The sequence below is a fragment of the Streptomyces sp. GbtcB7 genome, from assembly GCF_019091445.1.
GTDB lineage: Bacteria > Actinomycetota > Actinomycetes > Streptomycetales > Streptomycetaceae > Streptomyces > Streptomyces mirabilis.
Map to the genome: position 1 here is coordinate 16,596 of NZ_JAGXJM010000015.1, position 25,889 is coordinate 42,484.

At 69.8% G+C, this 25,889-nt stretch carries 27 protein-coding genes and 1 pseudogene; 11 read left to right on the top strand and 17 right to left on the bottom strand.

The genetic code is table 11. The features are described 5' to 3' along the window. Window positions 1-45: 45 nt before the first annotated feature. Window positions 46-1,176: a substrate-binding domain-containing protein gene (locus KVT44_RS24250; protein WP_217568796.1), complete on the top strand. Its 1,131-nt coding sequence runs from the start codon at window positions 46-48 to the stop codon at window positions 1,174-1,176. Between the two features lie 13 nt (window positions 1,177-1,189). On the opposite strand, the gene KVT44_RS24255 is transcribed toward KVT44_RS24250, so the two are convergent. Beyond that, a complete protein-coding gene (locus tag KVT44_RS24255; RefSeq protein WP_217568492.1) occupies window positions 1,190-3,280 on the bottom strand; it encodes a SpoIIE family protein phosphatase in 2,091 nt (696 codons plus the stop codon). Window positions 3,281-3,457: 177 nt separating this feature from the next. Further along, complete coding sequence (locus tag KVT44_RS24260) at window positions 3,458-4,504, bottom strand: NAD(P)-dependent alcohol dehydrogenase (protein WP_217568494.1); 1,047 nt, start codon at window positions 4,502-4,504, stop codon at window positions 3,458-3,460. A gap of 96 nt (window positions 4,505-4,600) precedes the next feature. On the opposite strand from KVT44_RS24260, the gene KVT44_RS24265 reads away from it, so the two are divergent. Beyond that, window positions 4,601-5,200 carry a TetR family transcriptional regulator gene (locus KVT44_RS24265; RefSeq protein WP_217568496.1) on the top strand — a complete coding sequence of 200 codons (600 nt, stop codon included), beginning with the start codon at window positions 4,601-4,603 and terminating at the stop codon, window positions 5,198-5,200. Window positions 5,201-5,231: 31 nt separating this feature from the next. On the opposite strand, the pseudogene KVT44_RS24270 reads toward KVT44_RS24265, so the two are convergent. The 3 genes and pseudogenes from KVT44_RS24270 to KVT44_RS24280 form a co-directional block, all read right to left on the bottom strand. Then, window positions 5,232-5,613, bottom strand: a pseudogene (locus KVT44_RS24270) (alpha/beta fold hydrolase); the annotation flags it as partial. Window positions 5,614-5,657: 44 nt separating this feature from the next. Next, window positions 5,658-6,974, bottom strand: a complete 1,317-nt coding sequence (locus tag KVT44_RS24275) for a hypothetical protein (RefSeq protein WP_217568798.1) — start codon at window positions 6,972-6,974, stop codon at window positions 5,658-5,660. Between the two features lie 111 nt (window positions 6,975-7,085). After that, the gene (locus KVT44_RS24280) at window positions 7,086-7,664 is read right to left on the bottom strand and encodes a TetR/AcrR family transcriptional regulator (protein ID WP_217568498.1); all 579 of its coding nucleotides are present in this window, start codon (window positions 7,662-7,664) and stop codon (window positions 7,086-7,088) included. Window positions 7,665-7,807: 143 nt separating this feature from the next. Between KVT44_RS24280 and KVT44_RS24285 the strand changes: the two genes are divergently transcribed. Continuing rightward, window positions 7,808-9,019, top strand: coding sequence for an NAD(P)/FAD-dependent oxidoreductase (locus tag KVT44_RS24285; RefSeq protein WP_217568500.1), 1,212 nt, complete (start codon window positions 7,808-7,810; stop codon window positions 9,017-9,019). A gap of 95 nt (window positions 9,020-9,114) precedes the next feature. Here the strand turns inward: KVT44_RS24285 and pgm are convergent, their stop codons facing one another. Beyond that, window positions 9,115-10,755 (bottom strand): phosphoglucomutase (alpha-D-glucose-1,6-bisphosphate-dependent), encoded by a 1,641-nt coding sequence (gene pgm / locus KVT44_RS24290; RefSeq protein ID WP_217568502.1) that lies wholly within the window; start codon window positions 10,753-10,755, stop codon window positions 9,115-9,117. Between the two features lie 232 nt (window positions 10,756-10,987). On the opposite strand from pgm, the gene KVT44_RS24295 reads away from it, so the two are divergent. After that, a complete protein-coding gene (locus KVT44_RS24295) occupies window positions 10,988-11,806 on the top strand; it encodes an SAM-dependent methyltransferase (RefSeq protein ID WP_099918644.1) in 819 nt (272 codons plus the stop codon). 81 nt (window positions 11,807-11,887) lie between these two features. Here the strand turns inward: KVT44_RS24295 and KVT44_RS24300 are convergent, their stop codons facing one another. Together KVT44_RS24300 and KVT44_RS24305 are read right to left on the bottom strand one after the other, a co-directional pair. Continuing rightward, a complete protein-coding gene (locus KVT44_RS24300; protein WP_099918645.1) occupies window positions 11,888-12,808 on the bottom strand; it encodes a helix-turn-helix transcriptional regulator in 921 nt (306 codons plus the stop codon). A gap of 98 nt (window positions 12,809-12,906) precedes the next feature. Continuing rightward, window positions 12,907-13,137 carry a DUF397 domain-containing protein gene (locus KVT44_RS24305; RefSeq protein WP_225900678.1) on the bottom strand — a complete coding sequence of 77 codons (231 nt, stop codon included), beginning with the start codon at window positions 13,135-13,137 and terminating at the stop codon, window positions 12,907-12,909. A 288-nt stretch (window positions 13,138-13,425) separates the two neighbouring features. On the opposite strand from KVT44_RS24305, the gene KVT44_RS24310 reads away from it, so the two are divergent. The 5 genes from KVT44_RS24310 (at window position 13,426) to KVT44_RS24330 (ending at window position 15,974) form a co-directional block, all read left to right on the top strand. Further along, window positions 13,426-13,929, top strand: a complete 504-nt coding sequence (locus tag KVT44_RS24310) for an ATP-binding protein (protein WP_217568504.1) — start codon at window positions 13,426-13,428, stop codon at window positions 13,927-13,929. 65 nt (window positions 13,930-13,994) lie between these two features. Beyond that, window positions 13,995-14,468, top strand: a complete 474-nt coding sequence (locus KVT44_RS24315; RefSeq protein WP_099918647.1) for a hypothetical protein — start codon at window positions 13,995-13,997, stop codon at window positions 14,466-14,468. Window positions 14,469-14,588: 120 nt separating this feature from the next. Next, window positions 14,589-15,224 carry a ParA family protein gene (locus tag KVT44_RS24320; protein WP_229889014.1) on the top strand — a complete coding sequence of 212 codons (636 nt, stop codon included), beginning with the start codon at window positions 14,589-14,591 and terminating at the stop codon, window positions 15,222-15,224. After that, window positions 15,221-15,445 (top strand): hypothetical protein, encoded by a 225-nt coding sequence (locus tag KVT44_RS24325; RefSeq protein ID WP_099918648.1) that lies wholly within the window; start codon window positions 15,221-15,223, stop codon window positions 15,443-15,445. Before KVT44_RS24320 ends, KVT44_RS24325 begins: the two co-directional genes overlap by 4 nt. An 88-nt stretch (window positions 15,446-15,533) precedes the next feature. Further along, entirely contained in the window at window positions 15,534-15,974 is a 441-nt protein-coding gene (locus KVT44_RS24330; RefSeq protein WP_217568506.1) for an OsmC family protein, read from the top strand. 30 nt (window positions 15,975-16,004) lie between these two features. Here KVT44_RS24330 and KVT44_RS24335 read toward each other — a convergent pair whose 3' ends face one another. The 6 genes from KVT44_RS24335 to KVT44_RS24360 all read right to left on the bottom strand — a co-directional run bounded on the left by KVT44_RS24335 (window position 16,005) and on the right by KVT44_RS24360 (window position 22,130). Beyond that, entirely contained in the window at window positions 16,005-16,490 is a 486-nt protein-coding gene (locus tag KVT44_RS24335) for a (2Fe-2S)-binding protein (protein WP_217568508.1), read from the bottom strand. A 21-nt stretch (window positions 16,491-16,511) separates the two neighbouring features. Beyond that, a complete protein-coding gene (locus tag KVT44_RS24340; RefSeq protein WP_217568800.1) occupies window positions 16,512-18,617 on the bottom strand; it encodes a xanthine dehydrogenase family protein molybdopterin-binding subunit in 2,106 nt (701 codons plus the stop codon). A 116-nt stretch (window positions 18,618-18,733) separates the two neighbouring features. After that, the gene (locus KVT44_RS24345; RefSeq protein WP_217568510.1) at window positions 18,734-19,723 is read right to left on the bottom strand and encodes a LysR family transcriptional regulator; all 990 of its coding nucleotides are present in this window, start codon (window positions 19,721-19,723) and stop codon (window positions 18,734-18,736) included. Next, window positions 19,716-20,645, bottom strand: a complete 930-nt coding sequence (locus tag KVT44_RS24350) for a DMT family transporter (protein WP_217568512.1) — start codon at window positions 20,643-20,645, stop codon at window positions 19,716-19,718. The genes KVT44_RS24345 and KVT44_RS24350 overlap by 8 nt, the downstream gene beginning before the upstream one ends. A 127-nt stretch (window positions 20,646-20,772) precedes the next feature. After that, the gene (locus tag KVT44_RS24355; protein WP_217568514.1) at window positions 20,773-21,258 is read right to left on the bottom strand and encodes a hypothetical protein; all 486 of its coding nucleotides are present in this window, start codon (window positions 21,256-21,258) and stop codon (window positions 20,773-20,775) included. A gap of 83 nt (window positions 21,259-21,341) precedes the next feature. Further along, entirely contained in the window at window positions 21,342-22,130 is a 789-nt protein-coding gene (locus tag KVT44_RS24360) for a metalloregulator ArsR/SmtB family transcription factor (protein ID WP_217568516.1), read from the bottom strand. A 258-nt stretch (window positions 22,131-22,388) separates the two neighbouring features. Between KVT44_RS24360 and KVT44_RS24365 the strand changes: the two genes are divergently transcribed. Continuing rightward, window positions 22,389-22,874: a VOC family protein gene (locus KVT44_RS24365; RefSeq protein ID WP_308314083.1), complete on the top strand. Its 486-nt coding sequence runs from the start codon at window positions 22,389-22,391 to the stop codon at window positions 22,872-22,874. Between the two features lie 30 nt (window positions 22,875-22,904). Next, window positions 22,905-23,093 (top strand): bleomycin resistance protein, encoded by a 189-nt coding sequence (locus KVT44_RS24370; RefSeq protein ID WP_180292697.1) that lies wholly within the window; start codon window positions 22,905-22,907, stop codon window positions 23,091-23,093. Window positions 23,094-23,147: 54 nt separating this feature from the next. Here the strand turns inward: KVT44_RS24370 and KVT44_RS24375 are convergent, their stop codons facing one another. From KVT44_RS24375 to KVT44_RS24385, 3 genes are read right to left on the bottom strand one after another with little or no spacing between them, the layout of a single operon-like run. Further along, entirely contained in the window at window positions 23,148-23,672 is a 525-nt protein-coding gene (locus tag KVT44_RS24375; RefSeq protein WP_217568518.1) for a hypothetical protein, read from the bottom strand. Then, on the bottom strand, window positions 23,669-25,150 hold the full coding sequence (locus KVT44_RS24380; protein WP_217568520.1) for a cell wall metabolism sensor histidine kinase WalK: 1,482 nt from the start codon (window positions 25,148-25,150) through the stop codon (window positions 23,669-23,671). Before KVT44_RS24380 ends, KVT44_RS24375 begins: the two co-directional genes overlap by 4 nt. Next, the gene (locus KVT44_RS24385; protein WP_217568522.1) at window positions 25,147-25,845 is read right to left on the bottom strand and encodes a response regulator transcription factor; all 699 of its coding nucleotides are present in this window, start codon (window positions 25,843-25,845) and stop codon (window positions 25,147-25,149) included. The genes KVT44_RS24380 and KVT44_RS24385 overlap by 4 nt, the downstream gene beginning before the upstream one ends. Between the last annotated feature and the right edge of the window lie 44 nt (window positions 25,846-25,889).

Genomic DNA, 25,889 nt, shown 5'->3' on the forward strand with positions numbered 1-25,889 from the left:
CGAGGAGCTCCCGTGCACGGCAACCGCAAGGCCACTCCCGCCGTCATGAGGGCGCGGTCCGTCGTCACCACAGTGGTCATCGCGGCAACGGTCCTCGCGGGCTGCGAACGCGGCTCGTCGAACGGCCCTGGAAACTCCCCCACGGGCCCTGGCGGCTGCCCCGCGATCCAGGACCGTGCCGAGACCGCCGTCAGACAGGCGGAAAGGACCGACGTCCCCTGGGGCGGGCCGACCAGCGGCCCCACGGCAGTCCCCGGCAAGACCATCGTCTACGTCGCCCAGACCATGACCAATCCCGGCGTCGCGGGCGCCGCGAACGGGGTGCGGGAAGCCGCACGGGTCATCGGCTGGAACGTCAGGGTGATCGACGGCGGGGGCACACCCGTAGGCATCCAGGCGGCGATGAGCGCGGCCTTGGCGCTCAGACCCTCGGGCATCGTCATCGGCGGCTTCGACCCCAACTCGACGTCGCGGCAGGTCTCCCAGGCCGACAAGGCAGGCATCCCGCTCATCGGCTGGCACGCGGTCGCCGCCCCCGGCCCCAGCCGAAGACCCCGGCTCTTCACCAACGTCACCACCCGGGTCGAGGACGTGGCCGGAATCAGCGCCCAGTGGATCATCGCTCACTCGGACGGCCACGCCGGGGTCGTGCTCATCACCGATGCCTCGATCCCCTTCGCCAGGAACAAGTCCGAGCTGATCAGGAGGGACCTCTCCACCTGCTCGGGCGTGCGGCTCCTGTCGTACGAAAACATCCCGATCTCGGACGCGAGCAGCCGCATCCCCCGGGAGATCTCCTCTCTCCTCTCCCGCTTCGGGAACACGTGGACCCACTCCGTCGCCATCAACGATCTGTACTTCGCCGATGCCGCCCCCGCCTTCCGTGCCGCCGGCAAGATCGGCGCCGGCCCGCCCTTCAACATCGGCGCGGGTGACGGCGACCCCTCCGCCTTCCAGCGCATCAACACCGAGCAGTACCAGGCCGCCACCGTCCCCGAGCCGCTGTCCCTGCAGGGCTGGCAGATCGTCGACGAGTTCAACCGCGCCTTCTCCGGTCGGCCCGCCGGCGGATATGTGGCTCCCGTCCACATCACCACGGCCGACAACAGCCACGGGGCCACGACCTGGGACCCGTCGGGCTATCGGGAGGCGTACCGGAAGATCTGGGGCAAGTAACCCCGCGTCCTCGTCACAAGGAACGTACCGCGCGGGCGATCAGCAGAGCGACGTCGTCGCGGTCGCGCGGATGTCGCAGACCCTCAAGAAGGCGGTCGCACGTCTCCCCCAACGGGCAGTCGGCCCCCTCCAGGGCGCGGACCAGGACGGCGAGGCGTTCGTCGATGGAGTCATGGCGGGTCTCGACCAGACCGTCCGTGTACAGGACCAGCTTGTCGCCCAGGCCGAATTCCACGGCGGTCGCTTCGAACGGGACACCGCCGACTCCGAGAGGGATACCGGCGGGCAGGTCGAGCAGCCGGGGACGCTCGCCACTGCGCACGAGGACAGGGGGCAGGTGGCCGGCGTTGGCGATGCGGCACTCGCCGCGGTGGGGATCGTAGGCCGCGTAGAGGCAGGTGGCGATGTACTGCTCCAGACCGGATGTGATCGAGTCGAGCTGCTCGAGCACCCGGGCCGGCTCCAGGTCGAGGCTGGCGAAGGCGGCCGTGGCGGTGCGCAGGCGCCCCATGGCCGCGGCGGCGTCGATGCCGCTGCCCATGACGTCGCCCACGACGAGGGCCGTCTTGTCGCCGGCGAGCGGGAGGACGTCGTACCAGTCGCCGCCGATCTCGTAGGCGGCCTGTGCCGGGACGTAGCGGGAAGAGACCTGCAGGCCGGGAAGGCGGGACGGGTGGTCGGGGAGCAGGCTGCGCTGGAGGGTCTCGGCGGCGGTGCGCACGCTCTGATGCGTGCGTGCGTTGTCGATGCACACCGCGGCGCGGAATGCGAGCTCGGTGGCGATGGCGAGGTCGTCCTCGTCGAAGGGCCGTGGATCCCGGGCGCGGGAAAGCCCCAGGAAGCCCAGGACGGCGCCGCGTGCGGTCAGCGGGACGGCCATGTAGGAGTGCACCCCGGCCCGCGCCAGCAACGTGGCGGCGCGGTCGTCGCGGGCGATGCGACTCAGGTCGTTCCCATCGGCGTGTGCGATCAGGATGGGCCGACCGGTGCGCACACATCGGGTGGCCACGCGATCGGCCTCGTAGGTGGTGATGTTGCCCGGCGGATCGGCGGCCAGGACGGCTTCGGTGGGGTAGGCGGCCTTCACGGCGAGGGCGCGAAAGAGCGCGGGGCCGTTGTCGGAGGCGGAGCGGTGCTCGTCGAGGACGGAGTCGAGCACGTCCACGGCGACCATGTCGGCGAACTCGGGAACAGTCACCTCGGCCAGCTCCCGGGCTGTCTCCTCGACCTCCAGGGTGGTGCCGATACGAGCGGAGCCGTCGGCTATCAGGGCCAGGCGCCGCCGGGTCTCGGTGGCCTCCATGGCCGACTGGTAGCGCTCGCTGACGTCCACCACGAGTTCGGCCACCCCAAGAACACGGCCCTGGGTGTCCTCCAGCCGGTACACCGAGATCGACCACGCGTGCCGTTGTTCCGGGTCGGCCGGGGTGAAGCCGACGATGGTGGACTCGTCGACCAGGGGGATCCCGGTCTCAAGGACCCTCCTCATCGCGACCTCGATCACCTCGTACTTGTCGGGGCTCATGATCTCGCGGTAGGGGTGGCCGAGGTGCTCTTTCGCGGGGAGGCCGTGCATCCGCTCCAGGGCGGGGTTGACGGCCAAGTACCTGAGGTCGGTGTCGAGGATCGCCAGCCCGAAGGGGGACTGGGAGATCAGCCGGGTGGACAGGGCGACATCCCGCTCCACCTCGCGAAGCGTGGGTGAGTCGGTGCCGAGCCCGAGGGCGTAGAAGTCGCCGCGGTCGTCCAGCAGCCGAGTGTTGCGCAGCTCCACCAACCGGGTGCTCCCGTCCTTGCACCGGATGGGAAACGTGCCGCCCCAGCCCTGGCCGGTCTCCATGACCTCGGCGAACTTCTTGATCACCCAGTCCCAGTCCTCCTCACGCACGAGCAGCAGTGCGGCGTACTGCCCGAGCGCCTCCTCCGCGGTGTACCCGTACAGCTCCTCTGCCTGGGGACTCCACAGGACGATCCGTCCGTCCGCGTCCAGCAGTGTCGCCGCGACGCCGAGAAGGTCCATCAGCCCGCTCGGCTGCGACGGTTCGCTGTCCGGGCGGGGGCGATCCCAGTCGATGCCCGACGGACGCCATTCGGCTTCGCTCATCACAGGCACTCCTTCCGCGGCCGGCGGCACGCGAGGCCATCCGCCGGCCTGGAGCGCGGCCTGCCCGTCTCCACAGGCGCGTCGCCTTCCATGGTCCCCCACGACCGCCGGACTACACACCCCGACCGCGCGACGCGGCCCGCCAGGGATGATCGAGACGGCCGGTCGGAACCTCCTTCAGGCTGCCAGGTCGGACATGTCGAGGACGAAGCGGTAGCGGACGTCGTTGCGGCCGAGGCGTTCGAGGGCCTCGTTCACGCGCGCCGAGGGGAGGAGTTCGATGTCGGCGGTGATGCCGTGCTCGGCGCAGAAATCGAGCATGGCGGTGGTCGCGGGCCTCCCACCGCTGCCTGCGGAGCTGAGCTTCTTGCGTCCCACGAGGAGGTCGATGGTCTCCACGGTGACGGGTCCGAGGTGCCCGAGGTGGCTGAGTGTCCCGTCCATGGCGACCAGGCGCAGGTAGGGGCCCAGGTCGTGCGGGGCGGAGATGGTGTCGATGACGACGTCGAACCGGTCACGGGCGTCGGCCATCTGTTCCTGGTCCGTCGAGACGATGAGGCCGTGGGCGCCGAGACGACGAGCGTCGTCGGCCTTGTCGGGTGAGCGGCTGATGACCGAGGTGTCGGCCCCGAGCGCCACGGCGAACTTGACCGCGAGATGGCCCAGGCCACCCAGTCCCGCCACGAGGACGCGACTGTGCGGCCCCACGCCCAAGGTGTGCAGCGGTTCCCAGACGGTGATCCCGGCGCAGAGCAGAGGAGCGGCAGCGGCCGGGTCCAGACCGGCGGGAAGAGGGTGAGCGAACCGGTCGCGGACGACGTACTCGCGGGAGTAGCCCCCCAGGGTGGTCGATCCGTCGTGACGGTCGACGCCGCCGTAGGTCAGGGTCGGGAACGCGTGGCAGAAGTTCTCCTGGCCGACCCGGCACATCGAGCACTCCCCGCAGGAATCGACGATGTTGCCGACCGCGACAGGGTCGCCGACGGAGAAGCGGGTGACGGCGGGCCCGGTTTCGGCCACCACGCCCGTGAACTCGTGCCCCGGCACCAAGGGGAGGCCCCCTTCGCCGTCGTGGCTGCGGACGGCGTGCAGATCGGTGTGGCAGACACCGCAGTAGTCCACTCGGATCGCAAGGTCGTCCGGACGCAGGTCGCGCCGCTGCAGCGACGTCCGTCGCAGCGTCGCCGTCGGGCCGTCCGCCTGCCAGCCAGTTGTTGTCCGCACCGCGCATCTCCTTAAACAGACTGTTCGGTCTATCTCAGCGTAGACGCGCCTGCGGCGCCAGGCAAACCAACTGTTCTGTTTGGTACCCTGACGGTCATGACGGACCGGCCCCTGACCTCGCGCGGAGCGGCGACGTACCAGCGCATCCTCGATGTGGCGACCCAGGAGTTCGCCGAGCACGGGATCGCCGGCGCGCGCATCGAGCGGATCGTGGCCGCCGCCCGCACGAACAAGGCACAGCTCTACGCCTACTTCGGCAACAAGGAGGGGCTCTTCGACGCCATCTTCTTCGGCTCGCTGGAGCGGATCGTGAATGTCGTCCCGATCGACGCCACCGACCTCGCGGACTGGGCCGTACGGCTCTACGACGAGTACCTCCGCCGTCCCGACCTGATCCGGCTGGCCACCTGGGCACGTCTCGAGCGCCGCCCGACCGGGCACCTGGTGGACGACCCCGACCGCCTCGACGACCGCAAGTTGCGGGCCATCGCCGAAGCCCAGGCCGCCGGACTGGTGCGCCAGGGAGACCCGTTCGACGTGATGGCCCTGGTCATCGCCATGTCCATGGCCTGGTCACCGGTCAGCAACGTCTACGCGGCAACCGCCCAGGAGCCCCCCGAAGTTCACGAGCAGCGTCGCTCCCTGCTCCGCGAGAGCGTCCACCGCGCCGTGGCAGCCGACCGCAAGGGGAACTAGGACACCGGCGCGGCCGGCGACCGCAGACCGTCTACAACTGCTCGGCCAGGAACGGCGGCACCACATCGGCCACCTCGTCCGGCACCTCATCGGCGAGATCGTGGCCGCCGTCGAAGACGTGACCGGTGACGTCGAGAGCCGGCACCGGGATGTCCAGCTTCTTCTGTGCCGATTGCCGGTTCTGTTCGGCGTCGACGAGCATCGCGCAGATGCCGCCGGACAGCGACTTGGTAGCCGATCACCGCTCCCCAGTCCTCCCCCAACACGCTGTAGAACTCGTGCCCGAGGTGGGCCATCAGCGCAGCGATGTCGTCGCTCATCGTCGCGGAGTCGTATCCGTCCGCAGGACGGGCGGAGTCGCCGGGACCGCGAAGGTCCGGCACGACGACCGTGTACCGCGCCGTCAGCTCGGGACAGAATATCGCCAGTTGGACCGTTGACTGCATCGGCCGCGTGATCACCGTGTCTTCGGCGGGCTGTCCGGCCGGTCTGTGACGTCGTGGTCCGGCAGGTCGATGACCAGGCGGCTCGGTCCGTTGCGGCCCGCGGTTGTCGGACCGCCGCGACGGCCGGCGGGGCGCAGGAAGACGTTGTCCGGGTAGAGCCGCCCGAGCAGTCCCAGCACGACGAACTCGTCCTGACCGGTGGCGTCCAGGGTGACATCGCCGTCCTCCGTCCACACCAGCCCGGGTGCGCGCAGCGCGGCCCAAAGGTCGGCGGTTCGGGCGTCGCCGACAGTCGCGTCACCTGTGGTGGGGGCCCGGTGGGCGAAGCGGTGGCCGCGCAGGGCCTGGCCGAGGTCGATGTGTGCGGTGGTGCCGTCGTGGGTCACTTCGATGCGGGCGGTGCGGCTCCCGTCGACGACCGACCCGGTGACGATACGACCGTTGACCGGCCCCGGTGTTCCGGTGGCGGGCGGCAGGTGCTCGATGAGCGTGCGGGGTGCGGCGTAGTAGTCCTGCGCCTCGGCGACGTACGTGGCCGTTTCGTCGACGGCCGGGTCGGGGCGCCAGGTCAGCAGGTACCTGGGGGCGGTAAGGGCCGGCGTGCCGAGGACGGCGGGCAGAACGGTTCCGCCGTCGTGGTCGAAGCCGTACCCGGCCGGGCCCGAGGTGCCGGTGACGACGTGGCGGGCGAAGTCCACCACGCTCGTATGCCGGATCTGCCGGACCAGTACCTCGGTGAGGAAACCGTCGCGGGCCGGCTCGATGTGCCGCAGTCCGGTCGGGGTGACCAGGAGCGGGACGTCCTGCCAGTTGGTGAAGGGCAGCAGGGCGTCGCGCAGCAGGACCATCTGATGCAACCACTCGTTGTAGAGCTGCATCGTGACGGGGCCACCGCGGCGGCCGAAGAGCAGGTCGGCCGCGGCGTGGGTGAGCAGGTGGCCGTAGCAGTGGCTGCGTACGACCAGCGGGCCCGCAGGCAGCGGTATCCGGTGGGTGAGCAGCCGGTCCAGGGCCGCCGTCGCCCAGGAGGCGATCTCCCGGCCGATGGCCTCGGCCTGCGCGCCCAGTTCGCGGGTTGCCGAGGCGCTGTCGGGGCCGATGGCCAGCGGCAAGGAGGTCTCCCGGGTGCCGAGGCCGAGCGTCGCGTGGATCTGGGCCTCCAACACCTCACCGTCGACGCTCTGCAGGGCATTGTCATCGATGACGCCCTGCAGCAGCGGCTCGGCACCGGCGAAGAACTGGCGGGCGGTCATGGTGCCGGCCGCCGGGAAGGTGTTCCAACGGGAGCCGCCGAGGGCGGGTGCGGTCGAGGTCTGCGCGGGGGGCATGGATCCTCCGGTGTCGTGGATCAAAAAGCGAGCGGTGTCGCCGACGCCCGCGACGGCTTGGATGTCGGCCATTTATCTGGATCGCCCGATACAGATTCCGGGCATGAAAAATCAGTCGAGGGCGGCCAGCGCGACCTCCACGAGGGGTTCGAGGGCCCGGACGTCGGGCGTGATCTTCGACGAGACGAGCAGCCCGTTGAGGAAGGTGACAAGGAAGGCGGCCAGGGTGTGCGGGTCGCGACCCGTCGAGATCTCGCCCCGCTCCGCCGCCACGCGCAGCACATCGGCGAGCGCGTCGCGACTGGCGTCCTGTACGTCCCGCACGGTGCGCCGGGTCGCCGCATCCTCCGGCAGGCGTTCGCAGGCGGCATTGACCAACAGGCAGCCCTGGCCGCCGCGTTCGACCGCGATCCGGACCCGCTCGACCAGCATCGTACGGATGGCGGACCGAGCGTCCGCCCCCTCTTCGAGGTTCCGCAGGGCGGCCGCCGCGAGGGTGGTGCGGTAGTGCTCCAGCGCGGCCCGGTACAGGCCGTTCTTGTCGCCGAACGCCGCGTACAGGGACCCCTGCCCGATCCCCAGGTGCGCGGTCAGGTCGCGTACCGAGGTCGCCTCGTATCCGCGCGTCCAGAACAGCTCCATCGCGCGGCTCACCGCCGCCTCGGTATCGAATTCCCGGGTCCTTGCCATGCGCCCACACTAACTTATCTGGATCGATCGCTCAAGAAAGTGGGGACGACGACACCGTTGTGTCGGGAACCCCTCGTAGTCGCCCGCGCGTTGGGAGTTGCGCAGGTACATCGCGCGAGAGCCTACGGTGCCAGGGGAACGACATGACGGAGATCATTGTCATCGGAGGCGGTATCGCCGGTACGGCCACGGCCTTGGCCCTGCACAAAGCAGGATTCGGCGTCACCGTGTACGAGGCGCACCCCGAATCGGCCGAGGACATCGGTGCCTTCCTCACACTCGCGAGCAACGGCATGCGTGCCCTCGCCCAGATCGATGCCTCCGCCGCGGTCACCGAGGTCGGCTTCCCGCTTCGTGCCATGAGCGTGCTCGACGCAGCGGGCACCGAGGTGGCACGGATACCGCTCGGAGAGGCCCACGACCCGCTTCTCGCGTACCGATGCCTGCGCCGTGGCGAGTTCAACGCCGCCCTGCAGGCAGAGGCCGCACGCCGCGGCATCGAGCTCCGGCGCGGCACCCGGCTCGCCTCCGTCGAGAGCGGTCCGGACGGCGTCACCGCACATTTCACCGACGGCTCCACCGCGACCGCTGACCTACTGATCGGCGCCGACGGGCTGAACTCCACCGTCCGGGAGTCGATCGCCCCTCGGACGCAGCCCTGCTTCGCGGGTGAGAGCGTCTTCTACGGCTACGCAAGCGAGGCGCCCCTGGTCGCGGAGACCGGGCGTCTCACCATGGTGAGGGGCGGCGCGGCCGCCTTCGGCTGTGCGGTGTCGCCCGCCGGAGAGACGTACTGGTTCGCGCGTGTGGCCGGTGAGCCGCTGTCCGCCGACGACATCGCGCACGGCACGCCCGGCCACTGGCGTGAGCTGCTCGTGCCGTTGCTGCGCGGGGACGCCACACCCGCCGCGGACGTGGTGGCGGCCACCACCGACCGCATCATGGTCACCAACGCGACCGAGATGCCGACCGGCACACCATGGCACCACGGACGGACCCTGATCATCGGCGACGCCGCCCACGCGGCCTCCCCCGCGACCGGGCAAGGAGCGTCGATGGCGCTCGAGGACGCCGTCGTCCTCGCGAAGTCACTGCGGGACGCGTCCGACACCGAGTCCGCGCTCTCCCTTTACGAGGCCCTCCGCCGCCCGCGCGTGGAGCACAACATCACGACCAGCGGCAAGATCTCCCGTGGCCTCCACACACCGTCACGCACCGGTCGAAGAGCGCCCGCTCCCCGCCCCGGAGACAGCGACCTCCTCCGACACCTGGAGTGGGACATCGACATCTCGACCGTGACCGAAGGCGGCAGTTCGGTGGCAGCAGCAGGTGATGGTGGCAGGGACGCCGGTTGACGGGCTGAAGGACGGTTGCGGACAAGAGCCGTGGCGGACAAGGGCCATGGCGGGAACAGCCCTTGTCCGGATCCGCTCGGGTCACACGCGTGGCGTCAGGCGCTCAATGCCGCCGAGACCACGCCCTTCGCCTCCTCCTGCACCTGGCGCAGGTGATCGGCTCCGAGGAACGACTCTGCGTAGATCTTGTAGACGTCCTCGGTGCCCGACGGGCGGGCCGCGAACCAGGCGTTGGCGGTGGTCACCTTGATGCCGCCGATGGGCGCCTCGTTGCCCGGAGCATGGGTGAGCACCGCGGTGACCGCTTCTCCGGCGAGGGTGTCCGTGCTGACCTGTGCGGGCGAGAGCTTCGCGAGGAGGGCCTTCTCCTCGCGGGAAGCCGGGGCGTCGATGCGCTCGTACGCGGGGGCGCCGAAGCGTGCGGTCAGCGCGGTGTAGTGCTCCGAGGGGGTCTTCCCGGTCACCGCCGTGATCTCGGAGGCGAGCAGGGCCAGGATGATGCCGTCCTTGTCGGTGGTCCACACCGAACCGTCGCGGCGCAGGAAGGACGCGCCGGCCGACTCCTCCCCGCCGAACCCGAGCGAGCCGCCGACCAGCCCGTCCACGAACCACTTGAATCCCACGGGCACTTCGACGAGTTGACGGCCCAGGTCGGCGGCGACCCTGTCGATCATGCCGGACGACACCAGCGTCTTGCCGATCCCCGTGTCCGCGGGCCACTGGTCCCGGTGGGAGTACAGGTAGGAGATGGCGGCGCTGAGGTAGTGGTTGGGGTTCATGAGCCCGGCGTCCGGTGTGACGATCCCGTGGCGGTCGGCGTCGGCGTCGTTGCCCGTGGCGATCCGGAATCGGTCGCGCTGCTCGATCAGCGAGGCCATGGCGTAGGGCGACGAACAGTCCATACGGATCTTGCCGTCCCAGTCCAGCGTCATGAATCGCCAGGTCGGGTCGGTGAGCGGGTTCACCACTGTCAGGTCGAGCGCGTGCTGTTCGGCGATGCGTCCCCAGTAGGCGACCGATGCCCCGCCCAGGGGGTCCGCGCCGATGTGTACGCCGGCCGTGCGGATCGCGTCCAGGTCCAGCACGTGCGGCAGGTCGGCCACATAGGTGCCGAGGAAGTCGTAGCGGCCGGTGCCGGGGGCGGCCAGCGCCCTCGTGCAGGGGATGCGCCGTACGCCCTTGAGGCCACCCTCGATGAGTTCGTTGGCCCGGTCCTGGATCCAGGAGGTCGCCTCGGAGCCGGCCGGGCCGCCGTTCGGCGGGTTGTACTTGAAGCCACCGTCTGCGGGCGGGTTGTGGGAGGGGGTGACGACGACCCCGTCCGCGAGACCCGAGGACCGTCCGCGGTTGTGGGTCAAAATGGCGTGCGAGACCGCCGGAGTGGGCGTGTAGCCGTCCGCGCTGTCAAGGAGCACCGACACTCCGTTGGCCGCGAACACCTCCAGCGCGGTGACCTTCGCGGGCTCCGACAGGGCGTGGGTGTCGGCGCCCAGGAAGAGGGGACCGTCGATGCCCTGGCCCTCGCGGTACTCGCAGATGGCCTGACTCGTCGCGGCGATGTGGTCCTCGTTGAACGCGGTCGCCAGTGACGACCCACGATGGCCGGACGTACCGAAGGCCACGCGCTGGCCGGGTTCCGCCGGGTCGGGGTGCAGTGCGTAATACGCCGTGACCAGCCGGGCTACGTCGACGAGGTCCTCGGGACCGGCCGGAGTGCCCGCTCGTTCGTGCTGCATGTACCCGCACCTCCACCTCGGTTTTTCATCGCTTGCGGTCCCATGTTTCCTCACCGGGCGGCACGGCCGCACGGTGCCACGGCGAGGACTGGACACGCGCCGGACCAGAGGGTCCCACGGGTGCTGTCCCGGAGATCCTCGGTCAACAGGCTGGTATCCCCAATTGCCCATTGCCTAGGATGTATTGTCTGTCAAGCCAAGCCACTAGAAGCAGCTTGGAGCTGGGGGAACGATGCAGGCTGGAAAGCAGTTGTCCACGAAGATCGACGCCACCGTACCCACGGCCGCTCGCATGTACGACCACTACCTGGGCGGCAAGGACAACTACGCAGCCGATCGGGCAGCCTGCGCCGAGCTGGACAAGGTCGTGCCCAGCACGCGCGCCTTGGCGCTGAACAACCGGCGCTTCCTGCAGCGGGTCGTCGGGACGCTCGCAGCCGAGTACGGCATCAGGCAGTTCCTCGACCACGGGTCCGGCCTGCCCACCCAGGAGAACGTCCACCAGGTCGCACAACGCGTCGATCCCTCGTCGCGCGTGGTGTACGTCGACAACGATCCGATGGTGCTGGTGCACGGACGGGCGCTGTTGGACCAGAATGACCGCACCACGGTCATCCACGCCGATCTGCGGGACACGGAGAAGATCTTCTCCCACCCGGACACCCAGCGCCTGCTCGACTTCTCGCAGCCGGTGGCCGTGCTGTTCAACTCGGTCTTCCACTGCATTCCGGACGGGGAGACCGACGGTCCGCTCGCCGTGGCCCGCCGGGTGGCCGAGCGGCTCGTGCCCGGCAGCTGCATGGTGATGTGCCAGCTGGTCAGCGAGGACGAGAAGGTACGGGAGTTCGTCACCGACTTCATGGATCAGGCGACCCAGGGGCATTGGGGCAGGGTCCGTCAGGAGAAGGACGTGGCGGAGTGGTTCGAGGGCCTCGACGTCCTGGAGCCCGGTCTGGTGGAGGTGTCCACCTGGCGGCCCGACAACGAGGTCGCACCCCGTCAGCTCACGCAGGAATGGGTCGAGTTCGGCGGCGTAGGCCGGATCCGATAGGACCGTAAGACCACGGGACTGCTCCGCACGGGACTGCTCCCGTCGGCTCCACCGGGATCCGGCCGGTGGAGCCGGAGGCAGTCACGCGGTCGAGTAGCGCCCCGCGGTCGTCTCCCGCAACAGCGTCAGGGAATCGCGCGGGGTGAGGGCTTCGTCTCCCAGACGGTCCAGAGCCAGTCGGTACTCTTCGGTCTCGTCCCGGTCCTCCAGGAAGTTCGCGCTCCTGATGTGTTCCAGGTAGACGATGTCGGGTAGATCGAGGCCGCCGAAGCGCAGGTAGGTGATGGGGATGGCGGGCGCGGAGGCATGCGTCACGTCCAGGGGCACGATCTGCAGCGTCACCTGGGGATGCTGAGCCATCTCCACGAGGTACTCGAGCTGCTCACGCATCACCTCGCGGCTGCCCAGCACGCGCAACAGGACCGACTCATCGATGATCGCCCACAGTTGAGGGCCGTCCTCACGACGCAGCAGTTCACGTCGGCGCATGCGCAGTTCGACACGGCGCTGCACCTCACCGGCCGGTGCCGTGGGCAGGCCGCGCTCCACGACGGCCCTGGTGTAGGCCGGAGTCTGCAGCAGACCGGGGACGTACTGGATCTCGAAGGTACGGATGGCGGCAGCGGCCTCCTGCAGCCCCACCAGCCGATCGAACCACTCGGGCATCAGCCGCTTGTCGTAGCGCTGCCACCATCCCGGCTCACCGGCACGCCGCAGCAACTGGAGCAGCACCGACGCCTCATGCTCATCGGTTTTGTAGAGCTCCAACAGCGCGCGGACGTCCCCTTCCGTGGGCGGCCGACGGCCCTTGCCGGCTTCGATGCGCGACAGCTTCGCCGGGCTGAACCCGATGGCGCGAGCGGCCTGTTCCTGCGCGAGGCCGGCGTCTTCGCGGATGCCCGCGAGCTGGACACCGACCAGCATCTTCAGCAAGGTCGGAGCGGGCTCGGTCCGCGTCAGATACGGTTCGAGGCGGGAGACACGAGGTGACTCGGCGGACATCCTGACTCCCTGTAGAACGGCAGACGACGGAGTCCATCCTCGCATCCCGCGGCCTTCTGTCGCGCGCGTCGGCAGAAGTGGAATCGCTCGACTCCGCTTCACACCAGATGGTCGAACTCCCCGTCCTTCGCCCCGGCCAGGAAAGCGGCCACTTCAGCCGCTGTGTAGATGAGGGCCGGCCCGTCGGGGTCGCGCGAGTTGCGCAGCGCCACGCCCCCCTCGGCCAGGGACGCCACCTCGACGCAGTTGCCCTCGGCGTTGCTGTGCCGACTCTTCACCCAGCGAACACCCAGTGAACTGGCCCGCATTCCGTTTCGCACTGACGGCACCGCACTCTCCTTGTTCACGTTCCACCACGGTGTACAGGTCGGCCGCCCACTGGAGCGGACCGAACCCGTGCGGCCTGCCCAGCCACCCACTCGTGCAATTTCCCGTGAAATTGCACGACGGGCGCTGTCGGGATGGATAATAGCTCGGGAGTCAACCGCACTGTTGCCGCACCGAACCTGACGTCGCATCAGGGAGATGTCGTGTCGTTACCTGCACGCGAAGCACCGAGCCTTGCAAGCGGCAGGGCTGCGCCATCGTCGGGTCGAGCCGCTCCGACCGGCTCACTCATGGAAGAAACGCGCTCCTCCGTCGCGGAGCAAGGGCGGTCCGAGGGGAGCGATCCCGCGTGCAACTCACCCAGATTCGCCAGCCTGTGCATCACCGACACCCGCCAGGGGCTCGCCCAGGCGCGCGCCTTCACCCGCCGCACCCTTGGCCACTGGGAGTTGGACCACCGCAGTGACGACGCCGTCCTCATCGTCAATGAACTGGCCACGAACGCGGTGCTTCACGCGGCACCGCACTCCGCCACCGGGCAGAACGGCGTGCGACTGAATCTGACGCTTCGACGCGCCCATCTCGTGTGCGCCGTCACCGATCAGTACGAGAGCCCGCCCGTCTACCCACGCACGGACGCGCCGCTGGAAGTCCACGGCCGCGGGCTGCGCATCGTCGAAGAACTGTCCGAGCACTGGGGCTGGACTCGCTCGCGTGCAGGCAAGACCGTCTGGGCGATGCTGCCCACTCCCCCGTCTCGGCCGACAACACCGCCCTGGCAGGGTCCGACATGACAGCCGCCGCATCGGCAGAGCCGCCCGGCGCACGGCATCACGCAACGCCTCTCGTGGGAGCGGACATGGAGACAACCCTGAAGAACCTGAGAGACGTCCCGTGGCGCGAGCTCCAGGACTCCACCGGGTCCGCCACGGGCATCCCCTTCCTGCTCGCGGCCATCACCACGGGTGACGAAGCCACCGCCGTCGCCGCGCTCGCGCGTCTACGGCAACGCATCTGCCAGTACGGCTTCGTCGTGGACCAGGCCACCGCCGCCACGGTCCCCTTCCTGTGGGAACTCGCCCAGCTCCCTCAAGTCCCCTGCCGTGTGCAGGTCCTTCAGCTGCTGAAGAGCATCGCCGACGCCCGGCAGTGGGAGAGTACGGCCGTCGCCTACCCCAAGCTGCTCAATCGCCGTGAGAACTACGTGGGCTGGGAACGCGAAGCACGCCGAGCCGTGCGCGCCCACCGCGAGACGATCCAGCGCCTGCTCGACGAACCGGACAAGGAACTCGTGCAAGCCGCGCGGGAACTGGCCTCCGCACTGGCCGACTGACCCACCGTCGACCTTCCGCGTTAGCCCCTACGAATGATTCACGGCGCCGCAGGGTGAAAACGGAGAGCGTGTGCCGCGCCGACGGCAGTCGGCCGCCCGCGACCGTTAGCGTTGCGTCTCGTGTCGCTCAGCTATGCCTTTGTGAATCTGAAACCCGGAGTCGGAAAGACGACCAGTGCGGTGTGGTTGGCCCACGCCCTGCACGAGTCGGGCCTCTCACCCCTGCTGGTGGACAGTGACCCTGCCTCCTCCGCCTTGCGCTGGAGCGAATTGGCAGGAGGCTTCCCGTTTCCTGTGATCGCCTTTCCGGTGGGCGACGTGCACCGGCGCGTGAACGACTTTCTCGGCAACCGACAGGCCGTGGTGTTCGACGCCCCGCAGCTGGAGGACCATGCCCACATCGCCCGGAGCATCATGAGATACGCGAGCGAGTGGATCGTGCCGCTGACCCCGGCCCCGATCGAGCTGGATCGCATGGCACCCATCGGCAGCGAGATGAGCGACGTGCAGTCGCTGCGGGCGCAGCCGGCCCGTGCCGCTGTCCTGCTGAACCGCACCAATCGTCCCGATGCCACGCGCACCGGACCCGACGCCGACGCTCGCGAAGCCCTCACCGAGCGGGGCTTCGACGTGTTGTCCACCCACATTCCCCGACTCGACCTGTACGCCCAGTCGTTCGGCAGCCAGGTCGAGGTCAAGGGCTCGGCGTACATGGACCTCGCAGACGAACTCATCAAACGTCAGGACAAAGCGTGAACCAGCGCAAGGACACCTACCGAGCGGCATTGCAGCGCGAACCGGAGGTCGCCGCACCCCGTCCCGTCAAGGTCACTCACCTGCACACCCGATACGTCCGGGTGACCATCGAGCTCGACCCCGCCCTGCAGCGCGAACTGACCCGCTGGGTCGAGCCACCCCTGTCCGCGCTCCTGCGGGTCGGCGCCGCCGTACTGCAGCCCCTGAGAAGCACCCCGTAGGCCGGGACGGGGATGCGCGGGCGCCGTTTCTTCGCGTCGCACCGTCGGCAGGGCCAGGTCTCGCAACCTGCGCGTTAGTGTCGTCGGCATGACCGAACACACCCTGCGCTCCGTCACCGTCGAGCGGACCGGCACCGGCCACTTCACCGCGACGAACCCTCGCGGCGGCACGATCAGCTTCGGCACCAGCTCCGATCCCCACGGCGGCACCGACTTCACCCCGGTCGAGCTGTTGCTCGCCGCGATCGGGGGCTGCACCGCGGCCGACGTCGATGTCGCCACCGCCCGCCACGCGGAGCCCACCGGGTTCACCGTCTCCGTCACGGGCGACAAGATCAGTGACGAGTTCGGAAACCGGATGACCGACCTCGTGGTCACCTTCTCCGTCACCTTCCCGGACGGCGAACTCGGCGACCGCGCCCGCGCGATCCTCCCCCGCGCGGTCAAGACCTCCCACGACCGGCTCTGCACGGTCAGCCGTACGGTCGAGATCGGCACGCCCGTCACGGCGACGGTCGCGGACGCCTGACCTCACCGGGACCGAACGCGACGGCGTGCCTCAAGGGTTGCTCTGACCAGGGCGGGTGACATCGTCGGCGGCGGAGGCTTTCTTGATCGCCTCGCGAATCCGGGAGTACGTGCCGCAGCGGCAGACGTTCTCGATACGGTCGATGTCGTCGTCGGTGGGCCGGGACGTCTTCTTGAGCAGGGCCGCGGCGGCCATGATCTGGCCCGGCTGGCAGAAGCCGCACTGAGCGACATCGCAGTCGAGCCACGCCTGTTGTACGGGGTGCAGGGTGTCACCGTCGGCCAGGCCCTCGATGGTGGTGACCCCGCGGTCCACACAGTCGGCGACCGGGACGACGCAGGGCTGGATCTCCGCCCCGTCCAGGTGGCTGGTGCAGGCACGGCAAACGCCCACGCCACAGCCGTACTTGGGCCCGGTGACGTGCAGCAGGTCGCGCAGTACCCACAGGAGCGGCATGTCGGCGGGGGCCTCGACGGTGACCGGCTTTCCGTTGAGAACGAAGGAATAGGAGGGCATCAGCACCTTCTCGGACAGCGATCAGAAGTTGATCGGGAAGCGGCGGGGCCTGGTACGGGTCGCACGGGCGTAGGCGTTCGCCACGGCACCGGCCGCCGCCGGCACCCCGAGTTCGCCAGCCCCGCCGGGCTCGCGCCGTGACGGCATGATGTGCGCCTCGAAGCGCAATGGGGCGTGCTGCTGACGGGCATAGCGGAAGTCGGCGAAGCTGCCCTCGCGCACCGCACCCCGGTCGATGTGCAGTCCGGCCCGCAGCACGGTGGAGATGCCGTCGACGGCGGTGCCCATGAGCTGGGCCTCGAGTCCACGCGGGTTGACGGCCGTTCCGACATCGGCCGCCATCACCACCTTGGTCACTCGGGGGTTCTTCGGGTCGGTGGCGTCGATCTCGACCAGGCAGGCCACGCAGGAGCCGTATTCCTCGTGGACGGCCACACCCTGCGCCTGGCCGGACGGCAGGGGCCGACCCCAGTCTCCGGCCGCCGCGACCTTGTCGAGTACGGCTTTGACGGCCTTGTTCCTGAGCGTGCCGCGCCGGAAGGCCACCGGGTCCTTGCCCAGCTCGGCGGCGACCTCGTCGACGACGATCTCCTCCGCGGTGCGCATGGTCCCGGAGTCCACCGACCGCCAGGCCCCGAGCGGCATCGCCAGCTCGACCGAGCCCGAATTCCCCGAAACGCGCCCGAAGTTGTAGAGGCCGCTGTCGCTGGGCAGCGGTCCCGCGGCCACCGTGGTCACACCGCCCCGAACGGCCACGCCGCCCTGAGCGGTCAGGCCCTGCCGCTCGTACGACTCGCTCACCGAGGCCATCGCATGGCTGAAGGCCACCACCCTGCCCCGCGCATGGCTGGCCCGGATCCGGTGATGCGAGGCCCCGCGCATCCGGCCGCGCCGGATGTCGTCCCCGCGGCTCCACATCAGCTTCACCGGTCGGCGTGCCGCCTTCGAGATCAGGGCGGCCTCGATCGCGGCATCGTAGTTCAGCCGCCGTCCGAACGAGCCGCCGCCGCGCACGACATGGACGCGGACCTTCGACTTCGGCAGTCCGATCGCCGAGGCGATGCTCTCGCGCGCGTCCATCGGTGTCTGGGAGGAGAACCAGATCTCGGCCCGGTCGCCGCGTACGTCCGCCACCGCGGTCAGCACCTCCATCGGGGCATGGCTGACGAAGGCGAACTCGAACTCGCCCTCGACCTGCGCCGATCCGCGCGGCGGCGCCCCGACCGAGGGAACGGCGGCCCGTAACCGGGACCGGATGGCGGCGTCGGACAACGACCCCAGCGGCCCCGGCCTCCAGGTGATGCGCAGGGCGTCGCGGGCTTTGAAAGCGTGGTGGAAGGACTCCGCCACCACGGCGACACCGCCGCCGACCTTGACCACCGCGTGGACGCCGGGCATCGCGCGGGCCGCACGGTCGTCGACCGAGACGAGGTGCCCACCGAGCGTCGGCGGCCGGGCCACCACGGTCGGCTTCGCCCCGGCCACCTCCAGGTCCCCGGCGTACTTCGCCTTGCCCGTGACGATGTCCCGCGCGTCGATCCGGCCCGTCGGCCGCCCGATCACCTTGTGCTCGGACGCGGGCTTGGGCCTGCTCGACACGTCGGGCCGGTGGATCCGGGCGGCGGCCGCCGTCAGCGATCCGAAGGTGGCCGTACGGCCGTCGGGGGCGACCACCATCGTGTCCCGGGTACGCAGGCTCCGGGCGGGCAGGTGCCAGCGCCGGGCTGCCGCGGTCACCAGCCGGGCCCGGGCGGTGGCGGCCAGCGCGCGGGCGGGACCGTACAGGGAACGGACGGAACTCGAGCCGCCGGTGTACTGGTTCCCCTTCGTGCGGGCCTCGGCGAGCGGGATGTCGACGTCGACGAGCCGGGCGTCCAGTTCCTCGGCGATCATCATGGCGACCGCGGTCGTGATGCCCTGCCCGACCTCGACGCGCGGCAGCCGTAGGACCACCTTGTTGGCCGCGGTGACCTCCAGGACCAGCATCTCCTCGTCCTCGCCGGTCACCAGGACCCGGGAGGGCCCGTGCGCCTCCGCCGCGGTGGGCTCGACACCCTCCGCCGACGACGTGTCGCAGCCGACGGGCGCCGCGAGGGTCAGTGTGGACGCCGCAAGCGAGTAGACCATGAACTTCCGGCGGGACAGCTGACGGGCCAACAGGCGCTCCTCTCCGAGTACCCCGGTGGGTTCCCCTGGTATGAGGGGACAGCGCTCTTCAAGGTTGCCTGGGGCGGTCGTCGCAATCAACGGGGCCGGTCGGGCCGGCCGGCGGTCCGGTCGTCGAGCGCCGTGGCCGTCTCGTGCAGCAGGTCCAGTACGGCCCGCAGGTCGGGGTGTTTGCCGGTGCCCGCGCGGCTGACCGTGAAGACGGTCCGGGACACGGGACGGACCAGGGGGTGGAGGCTGAGGGGCGCGGTGTGGTCGGGCAGAGCCATGCGGGGCACCAGGACGGCACCGGCGTCGGCGGCGGCCAGAGCCGTCAGCACGGAGAAGTCGCTGCTGGAGGCCCGGATGTCCGGGACGAAGCCGGCCGCGCCGCAGGCCCGCTGGATCATCTCGTAGCAGGAGGTCTCCGGGCCGGGGGTCAGCCACGGCAGATGCGCCAGACGGGACAGGTCCGCGGGCTGCCCGGCGGTGAGGCCCTCCCGACCGGCCCGGTCGGGGTGCAGGGCGAGGAGGACCGGTTCCTCCATCAGGACTGTCTGTTCCCACGCCGCGGGGACACTGCGCGGCAGCACGGTGTAGCTGTGCACCAGGGCGAGGTCGGTCGAACGTTTGTGGAGTTCGTCGAGGGCTTCGTCGGGCTCCTGGACGGAGAGCCGCAGCGAGAGATCCCGGGCGGCACCGGTGCCGTTGTCGGGGGCGGGGGCGGGGGCGGGGTCGGTGCCGGTGAGACGTTCGAACAAGGGCGGAACGAGGGTGCGGGCGGCGGACGCGAAGGCGCTGATCCGTACCGTCCCGCGGCGGCCGCCTTTCATCGCGGCCAGGCCGGACTCGGCTGCCGCGAGCTCTGCCAGGATGACCTCGGTGTGGGCCACCAGCAGTTCCCCGGCGGCGGTCAGACGCAGCGTGCGGCCGTGTTTCTCGACAACGGGCGTGCCGGCCTCCTTCTGCAGGGCGGCGAGGTGCTGGGAGACGGCCGGTGCGGTCAGGTGCAGCGCGTCCGCCGTGGCCGCGACGGTTCCGTAGGCGGCCAGGTGCTGGAGGATGCGCAGGCGGCGTACGTCAAGCACAAGCGGCTCCTTGCGGCTCGGACGCGTCCACGACCGGGACGTTGGTGGGGTGGTGGTTCCGCTGGTGTCGGCTGATCAGGATCACTCCCGCGACACTGATCGCTCCACCGGCCAGCGCGATGGGGCGGGGCACCTCCGCCAGCCAGACGAAGGAGACGATCAGGGCCACCGGCGGCACCAGGTACAGGGCCGCGGTGGAGACGGCGAGCGGCAGCCGGGCAACGGCGTAGGCCCAGATGACGAAGCCGAGGGCGGAGGGCAGGAGGCCCAGGTAGGCGGCGGAAGCGAGTGCGGCGACCGGGGCGTGGACGGTCGCGTGCCAGGTGGCGGGGATCAGGGGCAGCGCGAAGACCGTACCCGCGACCATCGCGTAGGTGGCGACCTCCAGACCGGTGTAGTGGCGCAGCAGCGGCTTGCTCGCGAAGTGGTAGACCCCCTGGACCACGGCGGCCGCCAGGATGACGAGGGCCGAGACGGAGAACCCGCTGCTGCCCTCGGCCAGGCTGACGACGGCCGCGCCCGCGAGCGCGACGACGCTGCCGACGACGATGTTGCGAGTGAGCCGCTCGCCGAGGAACAGGCTTCCCAGCAGCACGCTGAAGACGGGGGCGATCGCGATGAGCAGGCTCGCGGTCCCGGCCTCCACATGCACTTCACCCCAGTTGAGCAGGACCTGGTACGCGGTCATGCCGGTGGCCCCGCACAGGGTGATCAGCGGCAGGTCGCCGCGTCGCGGCAGCCGTACCTTCGCGAAGGGCGCCACGGCCAGCAGCGCGACGGCGGCGATCAGGAGCCGCAGGAACGACAGCGCCGCCACTCCCAGACCGTCGATGCCGACCCGGATGGCGGGAAAGGCCGACGCCCACAGCACGACGGTGCCGGCCAGGGCGAGGAAGCGGGGAGAGGCGACGCGTGCGGACATGACTCCACCATCGCCGACCAGATTGAGAAGTTCCAGTTAGCTTTTGTTTCAGGAAGCTTCAGTTCTACTTACTGGTCTACTCGCCGGCCGCCCGGCGGACCACTCCTGCGGGAGAACTCGGGGGCGCTCAGCCCAGGAGGGCCAGGAGCTGTTTGGTGTGGCCGGGCAGCTCCACTTCCGCGAGGCCGGTGATGAGGTCTCTCAGCGGCATGGGCTGATCGACCAGGACGGTGTCCTTGGACAGGAGACGGGTCGGCACCGGCGTGTCGAGTTCGGCGTCGCTCAGCATCGGTCCGCCGAGGGCGCACAGGGCGTCCCCTTGGAGGCGGATGCGGTCTCGAAGCCCCGTGTTGCCGCCGGCGAGCGCGATGAGGCGTTCGATGGTCCAGGTGTCGAGCGCCATGCGGTTGTCGTACGTCGTGTTCGACCCCGCGGCGACACAGGAGACCGCGGCGAGGGTGGCGGCGTTGACGAGGGCGACATGCGCAAGAATCTGCTCGGCGTTCCATTCACCGGCCGGCGGGGCGGGGCTCCTGTCGCCGGAGCCGGCCACGGTGGCAGCAGCGTCCAGCAGCGAGCGGTAGGCGTCCCGCAGCGGGGAGGCGTCCATCATGTCGACTTCTTTCTGCGGCCGTGCGTGGGTTTCTGCGGACGTGCGCGAGGGTGAGTACGGGAAGGGTGATGGCGGGTGCCGTCTCAGGCGTGCCCGGGAGACATCTCCCATGGCGCCTGCGGGAGGACATCGCCGGTCTCGAGCAGCGACTTGAGGTTCGCCAACACGGCCGGCCAGCCGCGCGAGATGCCGTTGAGCATCTCCTGGTTGGGGAGATTCTCGTGGGTCACGGTGAGGCGGACGATGTCCTCGTGTGGTTCGACGAGGATCGTGACGACCGACGGTTCCCTCGGCGTTTCGGCGTCGGGGGTGTCCTCGAAGGTGATGACCAAGCGCGTCGGAGGCTCGGTCTTGATCACTTGACCGACGACATCGACGGCGCCTGAGCCGTCGACGCGTCGATGCTCCCAGCTCGAACCGGGTTGCCAGTCCGAGATGTTGGCGTGTCCCCAGTAGCGCGCTGTCAGGTCCGCGTCCGTCAGGGCTTGCCACACCTGCTCCGCGCTCGCGCGGATGTAGGTGACATAGACATAGGTCGGTACGGATGTGGGTCCGTCGGTCATGGCGTACTCCTCTGCCTGGTTCTTGATGGCACTGATCGCTCGCAGGCGGGGCTTGTCGAACCCCGATATCCAGCGCTCCTCCATCTCGTGGATCGGTGTCGGGTTGAGGTAGTGAAGTCGCTCCCGTCCCCGTCGCACGACGGTCACGAGGTTGGCCTGCCCAAGGATGTCGAGATGCTGTGTCGCCGACTGGCGGGTCATGTCCAACCGCTCGCACAGCTCGCTCAGCGTCTGGCCGTTGTGCTCGCGCAGACGGTCGAGCAGAAGTCGCCGGGTGGGGTCGGCCAGCGCTTTGAAGACCAAGTCCATCGCTCTAGCTTCGAGGCTCACACTCCATTATGCAGGTACTTACCTGCATAATGTCAATGTCGGATCCTCGGCAGCCTTGATTCACCCGGGGAACGATGAGCTCGGCGCGCCGTCGGGCGGCATCGCCAATATCATCGGTCGTACGACAACTACCGCGTAGTCGGTCCATGGGTGACCCGGAGCCGGTGCTCGGGTTCCCGCCGGTGGAGGCCTATCAGGGGCCACAGCCGAACCGGGCGGCCGTCATGGGAGATCGCCATGAGCACCCAGCAGAGAGAGCAGGACGGCGCAACGGACGTCGTCAAGGAGCCGACCATGAGCATGAGGCTCGAGGTCGCCGTCATCCCGGTCACCGACGTCAGTCGCGCCCTGCACTTCTATCGAAGCCTCGGGTGGCGGCTCGACGCGGACTTCGAGGCCAGTCCGAGATTCCGGCTCGTGCAGCTCACGCCACCGGGGTCGGAATGCTCGATTCACTTCGGCCGCGGGATCACCCCTGCGGCGCCGGGCTCCGCCCACAACTACCTTGTGGTCTCCGACTTGGAGCAGGCCTGTGCCGACCTGATCAGCAGAGGCGTCGAGGTGAGCGAGATCTACCACAACGTCTACGACGCGGGCGTGCAGGATCAGGCGGACGGCCCCGATCCAGAGGGCCGCAGCTACGCCTCGTTCGCCTCGTTCAGCGATCCGGACGGCAACGGGTGGGTGCTGCAAGAGGTCCAGGTGCGACTGCCGGGGCGGTGACGAGTCACGCCCGACCGAGGAGGCTTCGCCATGGACATCCCCACGCTGGCAGAGCTCCTGCGTGAGACCGAGGAGCACCACGGCCCGTACGAGGCGAGCGCCCCCGAGCACCACTGGTCGGATTGGTACGCCGCGTACATCGTCGCCCGTGAGAACGGCCGGGCTCCCGACGAGGCGGCCGACGACGCCGCGCTCCACATGGAAACACTGCGGCGGTGAAGGCCGACCGTGGCGTCGTCGTACGGTGAGGCGTAGAGGGTGGGCCTCGCGGAATCAGCCGGCCCCCGTCATGGATGGGCACGTCGCGCTGGAGCCTTCGGCGCGCCGGCCGCCAGGGCCCGTCACGGTCACGGTCACGTGCGTCGATGCGGTGTCGGCGTTCGGGGTCTCGACGAGGCGGGCGTCGGCGGCTGTGCAGATCAGCTGGGCGAGTGCTGTCTCGGTCAGTGGCGCAGTCCGGTCCGGCAGTTCGATCGACAGCCGCCCGTCGTCCGTCCGGACCGTTGGGGCCTCCCTCATCGGCGGAAGCTCGGTGGTCATGCCCTTACGGCGTTCCTGGGCGTCCGGGCCCTGGAACAGCATCGCCACGGCCGTCTCGATGCCGCCCGGGCCGAAGACATGGCGGCGCACGGCGAGCAGGGTGCCCTCACCGACGAAGTAGAGGACGTAGGTCGGCCGGATGCCGGTAGCGGGCTCTCCGGCCTCGACGACGCCGGTCTCGGGGATGCCGCACGAGGAGAGCAGGAAGGCGGTCGTGAGCAGCAGCGCGGTCCGCGACGGCCGGCGCGTGCGGCTCATGAACCCTCCTGTTCCAGAGGCCGTCCCGAGAACCGTCCCAGGGGGATCCCGGCCGTGAACACGGCACCGCCCTCCGCGCGGTTCGCCGCCTGGACCGTGCCACCGTGCAGATGGACGTTCTCGGCCGTGATCGAGAGCCCGAGTCCACTGCCCTCCGTTCTGGTCCGGGCGGTGTCCGACTTGTAGAAGCGGTCGAAGACGTGCGGCAGGACGTCGGCGGGGATGCCCGGCCCGCTGTCCCGCACCTCGATGACCGCCCACCCCATGTCGTCCGCGTCCGGCGACTCCCGTGCGTACAGGAGCAGTTGTACGGGGCGTGCGCCGTGGCGGAGCGCGTTGCCGACCAGGTTCGCGACGACCACGTCGAGGCGGCGCGGGTCGACCCGGCCCCGCAGTTCGCCGGGCTCGGGAAGCAGCGTGTCCACCGTGTCCAGCCAGGCGCGGGCGGCGAGGGTGCGGCGGAGGGACTCGGCGAGGTCGATGTCGTCCAGTTGTAGGGCCGCCGCGCCCGCGTCGAAGCGGGAGATCTCCATCAGGTCGTCGACCAGGCGGGCCAGCTTCACGGTTTCCTCGCTGATGAGCCGTACGGCCGTGGCGGTGTCCGGGGTCAGCCCGGCCGCGTCCTCGTCGAGGACGTCGGTGACCGCCGACATCGCGGCCAGCGGGGTGCGCAGCTCGTGCGACACATCCGCGACGAAACGGCGGGCACGGGCTTCCATGCGGCGCAGTTCGGCCACGGACCCCTCCAACGCGGCCGCGGTCTCGTTGAAGGTGTGGGAAAGGTCGGCGAGTTCGTCGGAGCCGTTGATGGCGAGCCGGGTGTCCAGGTGGCCCTCGGCGATCCTGCGAGTGGCGCGGCGCAACTCCCGTACCGGACGCAGCACACCCCGGGCGGCCAGCAGGGCGAGCAGGACGGCCAGGCCCAGGGCGGGCAGGACGGCGCGACCGATGGCGGCGACCAGGGCGTCGACGTAACCCTGTTCACCGGTCTGCGGCACCGTCAGGAAGACCGCGACCCCGGAGGCCGGGTGTTCGCTGGGGGTCTCGAAGGTGACCGGCAGGCCGACAACGAGCGAGGAACCGCCGTGCGTCGACACCCGCTGGAAGACGGCGGCCCGGCGGGAGCTTACGGCCGACCGCATGGCAGGTGTCAGCTCGGTGAACCTGTCCTGTGGTGTGGAGGTGGCCCGCAGTTCGCGATAGGTGGCCAGTACACGCCAGTTCTGCGCGGGTTCCGCGCGGGCCACCTCAGCGGCGATCCACTCCAGGTCGGGCCGGGTCGGTGGGTAACTGACCCCTGCTGCCAGGGCGTTGACGTGATACCGCAGGCGTTTGATCACGTTGTCCTGGCTCTGCTGGAGCACCCCGGTGCGGGCCTCCCGGAAGGTCAGGGCGCCTGTGGTCAGGGTGGCGACTGCGGCGACCAGCACGAACGCCACGAGCAGTCGGCCGCGCAGGCCGCGCAGCGGTGGTTTCACCGGGACTGGAACCGGTAGCCGAAACCGCGCACGGTCTGGATGTAGCGCGGTTGCCCCGCCGGCTCGCCCATCTTGGTGCGCAGCCGCTTGACGCAGGCGTCCACCAGCCGCGAGTCGCCGTGGTAGCTGTGCTCCCAGACCGCCTCCAGCAACTGCTGCCGGGAGAACACCTGGCCGGGCGAGGCCGAGAGCGTCAGCAGGAGCCGCAGTTCGGACGGGGCGAGGGAGACCGGCACACCCTGCCGGGTGACGGCCAACCCGGACCGGTCGATGGCCAGTTCGCCGTTCTCCCCGTGGGTCTCGATCTTCGGTATGCCACCGTCGGCGGGCGCTCCACCGACCCGGCGCAGGACGGCACGTATACGGGCCTCCAGGACACGTGCCTGCACCGGCTTCACGACGTAGTCGTCCGCTCCGGCTTCGAGGCCGACCACGATGTCCGTGTCGTCGCCCCGGGCGGTCGCCATGATGATCGGCACCTGGTCCTCGGTGCGGATCCGGCGACACACCTCGAGACCGCTCAGGCCGGGCAGCATGAGATCGAGCACGACGACGTCCGGTCGGAAGGACCGCAGCCGGGCCAGCCCGTCCTCGCCGGTCCCCACGGCGGCGACGTCGTGTCCCTGGCGGCTCAGCGCGAGCAGGACGCCCTCCCGTACGGCGCGGTCGTCTTCGATGAGCAGGACACGTGGCATGCACTCAGTATCCGTACGGATCAAGGGACTTGACGCGGAGACCG

Excerpts from the sequence above, each read along its gene's own strand:
- KVT44_RS24250 (WP_217568796.1), top strand. The coding sequence starts at position 46 with ATGAGGGCGCGGTCCGTCGTCACCACAGTGGTCATCGCGGCAACGGTC.
- KVT44_RS24255 (WP_217568492.1), bottom strand. The coding sequence starts at position 3,280 with ATGAGCGAAGCCGAATGGCGTCCGTCGGGCATCGACTGGGATCGCCCC.
- KVT44_RS24265 (WP_217568496.1), top strand. The coding sequence starts at position 4,601 with ATGACGGACCGGCCCCTGACCTCGCGCGGAGCGGCGACGTACCAGCGC.
- KVT44_RS24275 (WP_217568798.1), bottom strand. The coding sequence starts at position 6,974 with ATGCCCCCCGCGCAGACCTCGACCGCACCCGCCCTCGGCGGCTCCCGT.
- KVT44_RS24280 (WP_217568498.1), bottom strand. The coding sequence starts at position 7,664 with ATGGCAAGGACCCGGGAATTCGATACCGAGGCGGCGGTGAGCCGCGCG.
- KVT44_RS24285 (WP_217568500.1), top strand. The coding sequence starts at position 7,808 with ATGACGGAGATCATTGTCATCGGAGGCGGTATCGCCGGTACGGCCACG.
- pgm (WP_217568502.1), bottom strand. The coding sequence starts at position 10,755 with ATGCAGCACGAACGAGCGGGCACTCCGGCCGGTCCCGAGGACCTCGTC.
- KVT44_RS24295 (WP_099918644.1), top strand. The coding sequence starts at position 10,988 with ATGCAGGCTGGAAAGCAGTTGTCCACGAAGATCGACGCCACCGTACCC.
- KVT44_RS24300 (WP_099918645.1), bottom strand. The coding sequence starts at position 12,808 with ATGTCCGCCGAGTCACCTCGTGTCTCCCGCCTCGAACCGTATCTGACG.
- KVT44_RS24310 (WP_217568504.1), top strand. The coding sequence starts at position 13,426 with ATGGAAGAAACGCGCTCCTCCGTCGCGGAGCAAGGGCGGTCCGAGGGG.
- KVT44_RS24315 (WP_099918647.1), top strand. The coding sequence starts at position 13,995 with ATGGAGACAACCCTGAAGAACCTGAGAGACGTCCCGTGGCGCGAGCTC.
- KVT44_RS24330 (WP_217568506.1), top strand. The coding sequence starts at position 15,534 with ATGACCGAACACACCCTGCGCTCCGTCACCGTCGAGCGGACCGGCACC.
- KVT44_RS24335 (WP_217568508.1), bottom strand. The coding sequence starts at position 16,490 with ATGCCCTCCTATTCCTTCGTTCTCAACGGAAAGCCGGTCACCGTCGAG.
- KVT44_RS24340 (WP_217568800.1), bottom strand. The coding sequence starts at position 18,617 with ATGGTCTACTCGCTTGCGGCGTCCACACTGACCCTCGCGGCGCCCGTC.
- KVT44_RS24350 (WP_217568512.1), bottom strand. The coding sequence starts at position 20,645 with ATGTCCGCACGCGTCGCCTCTCCCCGCTTCCTCGCCCTGGCCGGCACC.
- KVT44_RS24355 (WP_217568514.1), bottom strand. The coding sequence starts at position 21,258 with ATGATGGACGCCTCCCCGCTGCGGGACGCCTACCGCTCGCTGCTGGAC.
- KVT44_RS24360 (WP_217568516.1), bottom strand. The coding sequence starts at position 22,130 with ATGGACTTGGTCTTCAAAGCGCTGGCCGACCCCACCCGGCGACTTCTG.
- KVT44_RS24365 (WP_308314083.1), top strand. The coding sequence starts at position 22,389 with ATGAGCACCCAGCAGAGAGAGCAGGACGGCGCAACGGACGTCGTCAAG.
- KVT44_RS24370 (WP_180292697.1), top strand. The coding sequence starts at position 22,905 with ATGGACATCCCCACGCTGGCAGAGCTCCTGCGTGAGACCGAGGAGCAC.
- KVT44_RS24375 (WP_217568518.1), bottom strand. The coding sequence starts at position 23,672 with ATGAGCCGCACGCGCCGGCCGTCGCGGACCGCGCTGCTGCTCACGACC.
- KVT44_RS24385 (WP_217568522.1), bottom strand. The coding sequence starts at position 25,845 with ATGCCACGTGTCCTGCTCATCGAAGACGACCGCGCCGTACGGGAGGGC.